Origin of the sequence: Pseudoalteromonas sp. MTN2-4 (assembly GCF_042848605.1) — a bacterium.
Lineage (GTDB): Bacteria > Pseudomonadota > Gammaproteobacteria > Enterobacterales > Alteromonadaceae > Pseudoalteromonas.
On the sequence record NZ_BTGK01000003.1, the window covers coordinates 150,356 to 162,101 of the forward strand.

General features: G+C 42.0%; 9 protein-coding genes. All 9 read right to left on the bottom strand.

Annotated elements, in window-relative coordinates:
* Positions 1 to 41: 41 nt before the first annotated feature.
* Positions 42 to 1,550, bottom strand: a complete 1,509-nt coding sequence (locus ACGHEH_RS09555; protein WP_390444492.1) for a Calx-beta domain-containing protein — start codon at positions 1,548 to 1,550, stop codon at positions 42 to 44.
* A 163-nt stretch (positions 1,551 to 1,713) separates the two neighbouring features.
* Positions 1,714 to 1,914, bottom strand: coding sequence for a hypothetical protein (locus ACGHEH_RS09560; protein ID WP_390444495.1), 201 nt, complete (start codon positions 1,912 to 1,914; stop codon positions 1,714 to 1,716).
* 141 nt (positions 1,915 to 2,055) lie between these two features.
* Positions 2,056 to 4,830, bottom strand: a complete 2,775-nt coding sequence (locus ACGHEH_RS09565) for a M16 family metallopeptidase (RefSeq protein ID WP_390444498.1) — start codon at positions 4,828 to 4,830, stop codon at positions 2,056 to 2,058.
* A 196-nt stretch (positions 4,831 to 5,026) separates the two neighbouring features.
* Entirely contained in the window at positions 5,027 to 5,683 is a 657-nt protein-coding gene (locus ACGHEH_RS09570) for a CoA transferase subunit B (RefSeq protein WP_390444501.1), read from the bottom strand.
* Positions 5,684 to 5,694: 11 nt separating this feature from the next.
* The gene (locus ACGHEH_RS09575; RefSeq protein WP_390444504.1) at positions 5,695 to 6,393 is read right to left on the bottom strand and encodes a CoA transferase subunit A; all 699 of its coding nucleotides are present in this window, start codon (positions 6,391 to 6,393) and stop codon (positions 5,695 to 5,697) included.
* Positions 6,394 to 6,457: 64 nt separating this feature from the next.
* A complete protein-coding gene (locus tag ACGHEH_RS09580) occupies positions 6,458 to 7,363 on the bottom strand; it encodes a hydroxymethylglutaryl-CoA lyase (RefSeq protein ID WP_390444507.1) in 906 nt (301 codons plus the stop codon).
* A 1-nt stretch (position 7,364) separates the two neighbouring features.
* Positions 7,365 to 9,329: an acetyl/propionyl/methylcrotonyl-CoA carboxylase subunit alpha gene (locus ACGHEH_RS09585; protein ID WP_390444510.1), complete on the bottom strand. Its 1,965-nt coding sequence runs from the start codon at positions 9,327 to 9,329 to the stop codon at positions 7,365 to 7,367.
* A gap of 10 nt (positions 9,330 to 9,339) precedes the next feature.
* The gene (locus tag ACGHEH_RS09590; RefSeq protein WP_390444512.1) at positions 9,340 to 10,122 is read right to left on the bottom strand and encodes an enoyl-CoA hydratase-related protein; all 783 of its coding nucleotides are present in this window, start codon (positions 10,120 to 10,122) and stop codon (positions 9,340 to 9,342) included.
* A gap of 10 nt (positions 10,123 to 10,132) precedes the next feature.
* Positions 10,133 to 11,740, bottom strand: a complete 1,608-nt coding sequence (locus ACGHEH_RS09595; protein WP_390444515.1) for a carboxyl transferase domain-containing protein — start codon at positions 11,738 to 11,740, stop codon at positions 10,133 to 10,135.
* Positions 11,741 to 11,746 lie beyond the last annotated feature (6 nt).

Consider the following 11,746-nt stretch of genomic DNA (forward strand, 5'->3'; position numbering starts at 1 on the left):
AAGCAATAAAAAAGGGAGCATAATGCTCCCTTGAGAACGGTTTAATTACAGCCTACTTGAATTTGTTCTGTCCAAACTCGTACTACGAAGTCATTATAATCGCCATCATTTTGATCTTCCCAGTACTGTTTTTGACCGTGCCATCTAAAGTTGTTGGTAAGTTTTGAAGCATTGCCGTTGAGTGCGAGTGCATAGTCAAAATGTGCTGATGAAGGTAGCTGGTAACTGCCAGAGCCACCATATTCATCGAGTAGTTTGATAAATTGATTATTAACTTTTATGCCCCAATCATTGTTGTAGCCCGCGCTTTCACTGACAAATTGATAGTTTATTTTGGTATGTGGAACCGGAACGCATTGAGCATCATCGTTTAAGATCATTGCAGGTATATTTGCACTGCCAGTACTATTCAGGCTTGCTGTAGCTTGTAAAGAAAAAGCTTTAGTCTCACTATATTCATCATTATCAATCGTTGGTATTTCAATAGTTGTATTTGTATCACCAGCAGCAAATGTGATTATCTGTGTTGGGAAAGTATAATCAGCGCTAGTGGCTGAGCCTTCAATTGCCGAAACCTCAACTTCAACGTCTTGATAATAGCTGTTAGAAAGGCTTACAGTGAAAGATAAGGTTTGGCCTTCAGTGACAGTATCTTCAATTGCTGATAATGAAATAACTGGTAGGGGATCTGTTTCACATAATGGGGTTGTATAACATGTTGTGGTTTCAGATGTATTAGTAGTGAGGTCGTTAAGCCTCACAGGGACTTCAGAAATAAAGCATGTATTACCTGAATGAGGATTAAGTTTATAAATATCAGATTTGTTGGTGTGACCTAAGTCATTTATTTTAGTACGACTAATTATTAAGTTTCCTGCATGGTCTATAGTCGCCCCCGTAACAGCTGTTAAGTTATGTTTTGCTAATTTTTGAACAGAATAGTCTGATTGGTTGATCTTATAAGACGTAGTACTTGTTACTAGTATCAATTCATTATTATAAAATGCTAAATCACCACGGTACTTACCACTAAGTACACCTAAATCTGCAAGCTTGGTGTACTCACCTGTTTGTGGGTTGATTTCATATAGTGCAGAAAAACTACTGCCGATAAGACGGTTATTCGCTTCGTCAAAGGCAAGAGATATAACGCCTTTTGTTCGACCGACCTCTGTGTGAGTTTGAGTTACGACATCAAAGTAGGCGAGTTTGGTATATTTAAAACGATCACCTGCAATAGGTAAGTGCTTTTTGTCAGCGCTTGATAGATTTAAATGACTAATGTCGACTTTATATGCTAATGCTCTTGGAGCAGAGACATAGTAAATTCTATTTTGTTGAGCATCGTATGCTAAAGCAGCAGAGCTAAACTCAGCGACAGAGTCAGCCTTTACGCTTTGAAGTTGATCATCAAGTTTAAATAAGATACCGGTTTCACCGCGACCAGCGTTGATACCGTATAGCTCACCTTTACATTCATTCGCTAATAATGAGAATGAAGCAGCAGAAATAGCAATCGCCAAAGACGATAACATGAAAGACTTATACATAGTGCAATCCTAAATACAGTTCCGTAACTATAGAAAACACAAAGTAATGACACATCAAATCCGAACTGATGTGGGTCTTAGTCCATAAAGGGAAGGCGCATCCATTATTATCTTTGCAGATGCGAGTATTATTGTCTTTTATTTTACATTTTTCAAATAAAAATTAATTCTTTTGTATTTGTTTTTCGAAGTTTGGTAAAAGTTCCTCAACAATTTTTTTTGCAGGAATGGTATAACGTGTGCCGCTAAACATAACTGAAGTATGCTCGTTGATATCAGTGATCCCGGTTAAGGTCCAACCTTCACCGCGTTCATGACAGAAAACTTTAGTTGTAGGGGGGATAACTTTAAATGATTGGCTCATACTGCTCTCCAAAGTAAAGGGCCTATTTTATAGTAACTATCACAAATGCAAAATTGGCATATAAAAAAAACTAGAACTTTTACAAAAAAAAGCAGTATGGAAAACCACACTGCTTTGTTAACTTTAAATAATCAGCTTATGTTAAAGGTAAGTGATCTCACCAATATTTAAGGTTTCAAGCTGAGACTTAATTTTCGCAACATCGCCAACAATAACCCAAGTTAGTTGATTCGGATTGATTAAGCCTTTCGCTTCGTTATGAATATCTTTAAGTTCTAGCGATTTTACTTTTTCGCCGTATTGCTCAAGATATTCAATTGTACGACCCTTGCTGTACGCATCAGCTAATGCATTACGAAGACGACGTTTTTTCTCGTAACTTCCTGGGATCTTAGCGACCTTGTTAGAGACAACTTTGTGTAGTTCAGCATCTTTTGCAAGATCAGACTTAATGTAGCCATTCAGCTCTTTCAAGATTTCTTGGATAGAATCTTTAGTTTTATCAGTCTGAACAGGTGCATATACAATAAATGGAGACTGAGCTTGTGCATCCATAAGCATACTACGAGCACCGTATGACCAACCTTTGTCTTCACGTAAGTTCATATTGATACGTGATGTAAATGTACCACCTAAAATTGCGTTCATAACATCAAGTTTAATGTCTTGATCAGGTTTTAGGTTGTCGCGCGACTCGCCAAGTAAACCAGCAATAATCAATGATTGTGGTGCCTCAGGTTTATCAAGTACAAAAATCTGCGCTTTTTCAGGAGCAGCCACTTGTTTGAATTGCTTCACAGGTTTTGGCGTATTAGGTACTTTCCATTGGCCTAGTTGAGATTCAAGAGAAGCTGTTAAAGTATCTAGGTCAATATCACCAACTACTACCATACGAGCGTTATCAGGACGTAACCATTTTCTTAAATGAGCTTCAATATCAGCTTTAGTAATTGCTTTAACATCTTCTTCAGTGCCTGAACCTGTCAAAGGTTGAGCATATGGGTGACCTTCACCATAAAGTAGTGGTGGAAGAATGCGGTAGGCGTTTGTTTGCGGGCGAGCTTGTTCTTGCTTAATGCCATCAAGGATTAGCTTTCTTACACGTTCAATATCGGCGTCATTTAATGCAGGGTTTTGTAAGATATCAGCAAACAGAGAAATACCCTTTTCCCAGTTTACAGAAAGTGTACTTAAGGTCATAGATGATGTATCTAAACTTGCCCATGCATTTACTGACGCGCCAATTTTTCCTATCTCAGCAGCTAATTGCAATGCATCTAAACTAGTCGTACCTTCATCGAGCATTGACATAGAGAAATTGGCTAAGCCAGATTTAGCTTCGCTATCAGTCGCAAAACCAGAATCAAATTGTAGGCTAAGTTCTACAGTCGGCGTATCTGAACGTTTTGCTAAAACAACTTCAAGGCCATTACTTAGCGTTGTAGTTTGCACTTCTGGTAAATCAAGCTTGGGCAGTGAATCAACGCTTGGTACCTTTGAACGATCAGCGCCTTTTTCGTTAGCTGAATACTTTTCAAAAGGGTTAATTGTTAAGATAAATTCACCATCAGTAAGCCATTTTTCAGCTGCACGTTGTACATCTTCAACGGTAGCGTTAGCTTGGATCTCTTGAGATTTTTTATAAAAACCAGGGTCATTATGATAGATAGCTCCTGATGCTAATACATCAGACTTACCACCAAAACCACCTACACCTTCAACTCGCTTGATCCAATCTGATGCATTTACAAACTTAGTACGGCTAAGCTCTTCTGCCGATGGGCCTTCAGTAATTAAACGATTTAGTTCTTCATCAATGATGGCTTCAATCTCTGGTAGCTTACTCTTATCTAACGCGTCTGCACCAAGAATAATTTGACCGGCTAGTACGCGCTGGAAGTTAAATGCAAATACGCTAGATGCAAGTTGCTCTTGATAAACTAAGCGTTGGTAAAGACGACTGTTTTTACCAGCAGCAAGTACGTCAGCAAACATGGATAAGTATTCAGAATCAGCAGTACCAAGTTCAGCTGTATTCCATACTTTTAGAACTCGTGATGCAGGAACGCGGTCTTGCATTACCATACGCTTTTCGCCACTTCGTTTAGCTACCCATGCTTCCATTTGAGCAACAGGTTTACCTGGTTTGATATCACCAAAGTACTTGTTTGCTTTTTCTTTTGCGGTCTCAACGTCAATGTCACCTGCTAGCACTAATACAGCATTGTTCGGGCCGTAATAATCTTTAAACCATTGGTGAACGTCATCTAGTGATGCAGCGTTAAGGTCGTCCATTGAACCAATTACGGTCCATGAATAAGGGTGACCTTTAGGGAAAGTATTTACAGTAATTGCTTCCCACATTTTTCCGTAAGGTTGACCCTCACTTTGACGCTTTTCGTTTTGTACAACGCCACGTTGCTCATCTAACTTTTCTTGTGTAATTGCGCCTAGTAGGTGACCCATACGGTCGGATTCCATCCACAGCGCCATATCTAGAGCGGTAGTTGGTACATTTTGGAAATAGTTAGTACGGTCACTATTTGTTGTGCCGTTCATTTCAGTAGCACCAGCTCTTTCAAACGGACCAAAGTATTCATCATCATAGTTTTCAGAACCATTGAACATTAGGTGTTCGAATAGATGAGCAAAACCAGATTTGCCTTCAGGTTCATGCTTTGAACCAACGTTATACCAAACGTTAACAGCAACGATAGGGGCTTTACGATCTGTATGAACAACAACTTTTAAACCATTGTCTAAAGTAAAAGTATCGTAAGCAATATCGATACTTGCTAAGGCTTGTGTTGAACTTGCGACGACTGAATTTTGAGAAGAAGAGTTGGTTGTTGAGTTACAACCTGTCAAGGCAAGGCTTACAGCTAAAGCCAACGCTGATAACGCAGTTTTTTTCATTTTTATACGTCCATATTGTTTGTATATTTTGGTAAATAGTTTAACACTTAAATTGAAACAAATAATTTAAGATTGTAACTAAATGTAGCAAGTAATAGACGAAAAAAAACCCCTCAATTGAGGGGTTTTGGGTAACTCAGTGCATTAGCACTGGGAATGAGGTCGGTACATTCGTGTTGTTATTGTCGACACTGAATTAGAACTGCATTTCAGGGATATCGCCGTCTACAATTAGCTTACCCGCTGTTTTGCTTATAATTTCATCAACAGTAACACCCGGCGCGCGTTCTAGCAAATAAAATGCGCCATCTTTAACTTCTAATACGGCTAGGTCAGTTACGATCTTTTTAACGCAATTAACGCCAGTTAAAGGTAGCGAGCATTTCTCTAATAATTTAGAGTCGCCATGTTTACTAGCATGGGTCATAGTAACGATGATGTTTTGTGCGCCGGCAACTAAATCCATCGCGCCACCCATGCCTTTGATTAATTTTTTCGGGATCATCCAAGAAGCGATATTACCTTCTTGGTCAACTTCAAATGCACCTAGAACCGTTAAGTCTACATGACCACCACGGATCATGGCAAAGCTTTCGGCACTATTAAAAATAGCGGCACCTGTCGCAGCTGTCACGGTTTCTTTACCCGCGTTGATCATATCTGCATCAACTTGGTCTTCAGTCGGGTATGGACCCATGCCTAATAAGCCATTTTCTGATTGCAGCATAACTTCAATGCCGTCAGGTACATAGTTAGCAACTAGGGTAGGAATACCAATACCTAAATTGACGTAATAACCGTCTTGAAGTTCTTGCGCAACACGCATTGCAACTTGTTCACGAGATAAAGCCATTGTTAAGCTCCTTACTTACTGGTTGTAACGCGTTCGATGCGTTTTTCAAAGTTGCCTTTGATAACACGGTTTACATAAATGCCTGGTGTGTGAATTTGACTTGGTTCAAGTTCACCCGGCTCTACGATTTCTTCAACTTCAGCAACGGTAATTTTACCCGCCGTTGCGGCCATTGGATTGAAGTTCATTGCGGTATGGCGGAACACAAGGTTGCCGTAACGATCTGCTTTCCATGCTTTTACAATGGCAAATTCACCGGTGATTGATTCTTCAAGAATATAAGGGCGGCCATTGAATTCTTTTACTTCTTTACCTTCAGCAATCGGTGTACCGTAACCTGTTGCAGTATAAAAACCAGGAATACCTGCACCACCGGCACGCATTTTTTCAGCCAAAGTGCCTTGCGGTGTTAACTCAACGTCGATAATGCCGTCTAGTAATTGCTGCTCGAAAAGGGCATTTTCACCAACATAAGAGGCGATGATTTTTTTTATCTGACGGTCTTGTAATAAAATACCTAAGCCAAAGTCATCAACACCACAGTTGTTAGAGACAACAGTCAGCTCTTTGGTTTGTAGACGTTTAATTTCTGCAATTAAACCTTCAGGGATCCCACATAAACCAAAACCACCGGCGATGATGGTATCACCATCTTTTAAACCCGCCATTGCTTCGGCGTAGCTATTCACTACTTTATCAAAACCGGCCATAAGACCACTCCTAACTATTGTTTGTCAAAAGAGCGCAAGCAGTATGCTCACGCTACTATCATTTTTATTGTTCGCACTTCGCACGTAATGCTAAAGAAACTTTGCTGGCAGGGGGCTTATTTAAGGCATCACAGATAGCCCAACCTGCTTTGGCAAGTCTTTCTAAATCAATTTGGGTACTTATGCCAAGCCCTTCAAGTAAGTAAATCACATCTTCAGTGGCAACATTTCCTGACGCACCTTGTGCATAAGGGCAACCACCCAGGCCTGCAACGGCACTGTCTATGGTACTAATACCCATTTCTAGTGCTGTGTGAATGTTAGCAATAGCTTGGCCATAGGTATCGTGAAAGTGTACAGCCAGCTTGTCTAAAGACAGTTCTTTAGTGAGCAAATCAAGTAGTTTTTTCACTTTACCTGGTGTACCAACGCCTATGGTGTCGCCTAAGCTTATCTCGTAACAGCCAAGAGCCAACAATTGTTTACACACATCAAGCACTGCTTCGGGTTGCACATCGCCTTGATAAGGGCAACCAACCACACAACTTACATAGCCACGCACTTTAACGTCATGTTGTTGAGCTAGTTCAACCACAGGTTTAAAGCGCTCAATACTTTCTTCTATAGAACAATTAATGTTCTTTTGTGTGAATGCTTCACTGGCAGCGGTAAAAATAGCGAATTCTTTAATGCCGCATTCAAGGGCGGCTTCTGCGCCTTTTAAGTTTGGTGTGAGCGCTGAAAGCTGCGCGTTTTCGCCAACAGATAAGCCCTTTATTACTTCAGCCGAGTCCGCCATTTGTGGCACCCATTTAGGCGATACAAACGCACCAGCTTCAAGATGAACCATACCTGCTTCAGATAATCCATTTAACAGGGCTATCTTTTGCTCAGTGGTCACCTTACTTTCATTTTGTAAGCCATCACGGGCACCCACTTCAACGATTTTGACCTGAGTTGGATACGCCATGTTATGCCTCCGCTTCGTCAACGATGGCAAGTAGGGCACCATGACTTACTAATTCGCCTTCAGCAAAGCAATAGCTTGATAATGTGCCTGCAAATGGGGCGTTAAGCGTATATTCCATTTTCATGGCTTCAATAACGACTACAGCATCACCTTTAGCGACTTCTGCACCCACTTCAACAAGGTGTTTAACAACCGTACCGTTTAGTGGTGCTGCTAATGGTGCTTCTTCATGTTCATGCTGACTAATATAATGTTTAGAGCGTAAATCAAAGGTACGCACAAATGCGCTGAACATTACCGTCACTTGCTCGTCATTGACCAATGCACTTGCTTTGTAGATACGACCATCAAGGTTGATGGTTAAAGATTCACCTTTAAGAGTTGCTGAAACTGTATGTTCATTAGCATCCACCGTTAATTTAAAGCTTCTGTCTTGAACAAATGCTTTTATGTTTAAACCATCAAACGGCACAACCACAGATGCGGCTTGGTTTAGCTTGAAGCCAAGCGCGCTTTGCCAAGGTGATTTAGCGGCAGCAAGATTCGCTTGGTTTTGTTTATTTGCTAAGTAAGCTGCTGCTGCAATCACAGAGATCATTTCTTCAGGCGCATGCTCAACCGTTAATACATCAGTTTGAGTATCAATAAAGTGAGTATCTGGCGCGCCTGCTACAAAAGTATCGTGTCCCGATAGGTGGTGTAAAAACGCAATGTTGGATTTAACACCCGATAAATGCACTTCTTCTAATGCGTGGTGCAGCTTTAACAATGCAGTTTTACGATCTGTGCCATGCACAATCAACTTGGCTATCATAGGGTCGTAGAACGGGCTGATCTCAGCACCTGATTGCACACCTGTATCAACACGTAAGCCTTGGTTTTCAGCAGGGAAAGATAAGTGTGTTAGTTTGCCAGAGTATGGCATAAAGTTCTCAGTCGGGTCTTCGGCGTAAATACGCGCTTCAAAACTATGGCCCGATAAACTAACTTGAGCTTGTTTAAGAGGAAGCACTTCACCACTTGCGACACGAATTTGCCATTCAACAAGGTCAAGGCCAGTGACCATTTCAGTAACTGGATGCTCTACTTGCAGACGGGTGTTCATTTCCATGAAGAAGAATTCGTCGCCGCAAAGCAAAAACTCTACCGTACCTGCACCGCGATAGTTAATCGCCTGAGCACAACGTACCGCGGCTTCACCCATATCACGACGAAGCTCGTCAGATAAACCCGGAGCAGGTGCTTCTTCAATCACTTTTTGGTGACGACGTTGTAAAGAGCAATCACGGTCACCTAAATAAACACAGTTACCATGTGTATCTGCAAAGACTTGTACTTCAACGTGACGCGGAGTATCTACGTAGCGCTCAAGTAAAACTAGGTCGTTACCGAATCCTGCAAGTGCTTCACGTTTCGCGCCTTCTAACGCGCTCACGAAATCTGAGGCTTCGCGTACAACACGCATGCCTTTACCACCGCCGCCAAATGCAGCCTTGATAAGCACTGGATAGCCAATTTTCTCAGCTTCAGCCGTTAAAAAGTCCACATCTTGGTTTTGACCATAGTAACCAGGCACAAGCGGTACATTCGCTTCAGCCATGATCTCTTTAGCACGAGTTTTTGAACCCATAGCTTCAATGGAGCTTGCAAGTGGCCCTAAAAAAGCAATACCTGAGTCTTCACACTTTTGAGCAAAAACATCGTTTTCAGATAAAAAGCCGTAGCCCGGGTGAATACAATCAGCACCAGCTAGTTTTGCTACTTCTAGAACTCTATCAGCAACTAGGTAAGAATCTTTACTTGGTGCTGGGCCTATATGGTAGGCTTCATCAGCCTGTTTAACATGCAGGGCATTGGCATCTGCATCTGAATAAACGGCAACAGTACGCAAACCTAAGCGCTTAGCTGTTTTCATAACGCGGCAGGCAATTTCACCACGGTTCGCAATTAGAATTTTCTTTAACATAGTAATGACCTTATTGCTTTGCGGCGGTTTGCCAATTTGGCGCACGTTTATCGAAAAATGCAGTTAAGCCTTCTTGGCCTTCTTCACTTACTCTGATTTCAGCAATACGTTTTGCCGTATGAAGGATCAGCTCTGCATCAATGTCTTGATTAGCCACTTCATTAATTAATGACTTTGCTGATTTAACAGCTGCAGGGCCGTTGTTCAGTAATAGCTCAAAAAACTGGTCTTGTGCAGTAGCAAGGTCATCATTAATCTCATGGATTAAGCCCATATCTAATGCTTTCTCAGCCATAAACACTTCGGCCGTTAAAAAGTAGCGACGGGCTTGGCGCTCACCGATAGCTTTAATGACATACGGGCTAATAACCGCAGGAATAAGACCAAGCTTAACTTCACTTAAACAGAATTTAGCGTTGCTAGTCGCAACTGCGATGTCACAACAGGCGATTAAACCCAGTGCACCACCAAATGCAGCACCTTGCACTAAACACAGAGTCGGGTGAGGGCTGGTAGCCAGCACATGCATTAACTTTGCAAGTTGCTCCGAATCTGCGACGTTTTCATCGTAATTATTCCCGGCCATTGATTTCATCCAACCAAGGTCAGCACCTGCAGAAAAGTGCTTGCCTTCAGTTTTTAAAACCAAAGCGCGGATATCAAGGCTATTTGCATGCTCAATACATTGGATCAACTCGTTGATCACGAGGGAGTCAAAGGCGTTATGTTTTTCAGGGCGACTTAGTTCTAAAATCGCCACTTTTGTTTTTGTTATGTTTAAAGTGACCGACATAGTGCGCTCCTTACATTCTGAAAATGCCAAATTTAGATTCTTGCTTAGGCGCATTTGCTGCGGCCTCAAGGGCAAGACCTAAAACAGTACGAGTATCAGCTGGGTCAATGATGCCGTCGTCCCATAAACGGGCGCTTGCATAATAAGGGTGACCTTGCTCTTCATATTGCGCAACAATTGGCTTTTTGAACTCAGCAACTTCTTCGTCAGTCATGCTTAAACCTTTACGTGCAAGACCATCCTGACGCACTTGCGTCAGTACACCCGCAGCTTGTTCACCACCCATCACTGAAATACGTGCATTTGGCCACATCCACATCATGGTAGGCTCATAAGCACGACCACACATGCCATAGTTACCTGCGCCGTATGAGCCACCAATTAATACTGTAAATTTAGGCACGTCAGCACAAGATACAGCGGTTACCATTTTGGCACCGTGTTTGGCGATACCTTCGGCTTCGTATTTTTGACCGACCATAAAGCCAGTGATGTTTTGTAAAAACAACAAAGGAATATCGCGCTGAGCACACAACTGAATAAAGTGTGCACCTTTTTGTGCCGACTCAGAGAATAAGATACCGTTGTTGGCAACAATCCCTACTGGGTGGCCGTAGATTTCAGCAAAGCCAGTAACAAGGGTTTCACCAAAGAAGCGCTTGAATTCGTCAAATTGTGAATCATCAACAATACGTGCAATTACTTCACGTACATCGAATGGTTTTTTCAGATCCGTACCGACAATGCCATACACTTCACGAATATCGTAACGTGGTGGTTTAATGTCTTTAAGTATTGGCGCAGTAGGGCGCTGATGGTTTAAACGGGCAATACATTGACGGGCAATCGATAGGGCATGTTTGTCGTTTTCTGCGTAGTGATCGGCAACACCAGATGTTTTACAATGCACATCTGCACCGCCTAAATCTTCGGCTGATACTTCTTCACCTGTTGCAGCTTTAACCAGTGGTGGGCCAGCTAAGAAAATCGTGCCTTGCTCTTTGACGATGATACTTTCATCTGCCATTGCAGGTACATATGCACCTCCTGCAGTACATAAACCCATAACGACGGCAATTTGTGGAATGCCTTTGGCTGACATGCGCGCCTGATTATAGAAGATACGGCCGAAATGCAGTTTGTCAGGGAATACTTCGTCTTGTTCAGGTAAGTTTGCGCCGCCCGAATCAACCAAATAAATACAAGGTAGATGACAACGCTCTGCGATTTCTTGAGCACGTAAATGTTTTTTAACAGTCAGTGGGAAGTAAGTGCCGCCTTTTACGGTTGCATCGTTACCGACAATCATACATTCAACGCCTTGAACTCGGCCGATACCAGCAACCACACCTGCACAAGGTATATCTTGTTCGTAAACGCCAAACGCAGCAAATTGAGAAATTTCTAGAAAAGGAGAGCCTTCATCGAGAAGGGTATTGATACGGTCACGAACAAACATTTTTCCGCGACTTTCATGACGAGCGATAAGAGCTTCACCACCGCCTTGAGCAAGTTGAGCAACTTTGTCGTTTAAATCTGCAACCAGTGAAGCCATAGCTTCACTGTTTGCTTTAAACTGACTGTCATGCGCATTAATAGATGAGTTTAAAACAGTCATGGTGTG

Excerpts from the sequence above, each read along its gene's own strand:
- ACGHEH_RS09585 (WP_390444510.1), bottom strand. The coding sequence starts at position 9,329 with ATGTTAAAGAAAATTCTAATTGCGAACCGTGGTGAAATTGCCTGCCGC.
- ACGHEH_RS09560 (WP_390444495.1), bottom strand. The coding sequence starts at position 1,914 with ATGAGCCAATCATTTAAAGTTATCCCCCCTACAACTAAAGTTTTCTGT.
- ACGHEH_RS09575 (WP_390444504.1), bottom strand. The coding sequence starts at position 6,393 with ATGGCCGGTTTTGATAAAGTAGTGAATAGCTACGCCGAAGCAATGGCG.
- ACGHEH_RS09595 (WP_390444515.1), bottom strand. The coding sequence starts at position 11,740 with ATGACTGTTTTAAACTCATCTATTAATGCGCATGACAGTCAGTTTAAA.
- ACGHEH_RS09570 (WP_390444501.1), bottom strand. The coding sequence starts at position 5,683 with ATGGCTTTATCTCGTGAACAAGTTGCAATGCGTGTTGCGCAAGAACTT.
- ACGHEH_RS09555 (WP_390444492.1), bottom strand. The coding sequence starts at position 1,550 with ATGTATAAGTCTTTCATGTTATCGTCTTTGGCGATTGCTATTTCTGCT.
- ACGHEH_RS09590 (WP_390444512.1), bottom strand. The coding sequence starts at position 10,122 with ATGTCGGTCACTTTAAACATAACAAAAACAAAAGTGGCGATTTTAGAA.
- ACGHEH_RS09580 (WP_390444507.1), bottom strand. The coding sequence starts at position 7,363 with ATGGCGTATCCAACTCAGGTCAAAATCGTTGAAGTGGGTGCCCGTGAT.
- ACGHEH_RS09565 (WP_390444498.1), bottom strand. The coding sequence starts at position 4,830 with ATGAAAAAAACTGCGTTATCAGCGTTGGCTTTAGCTGTAAGCCTTGCC.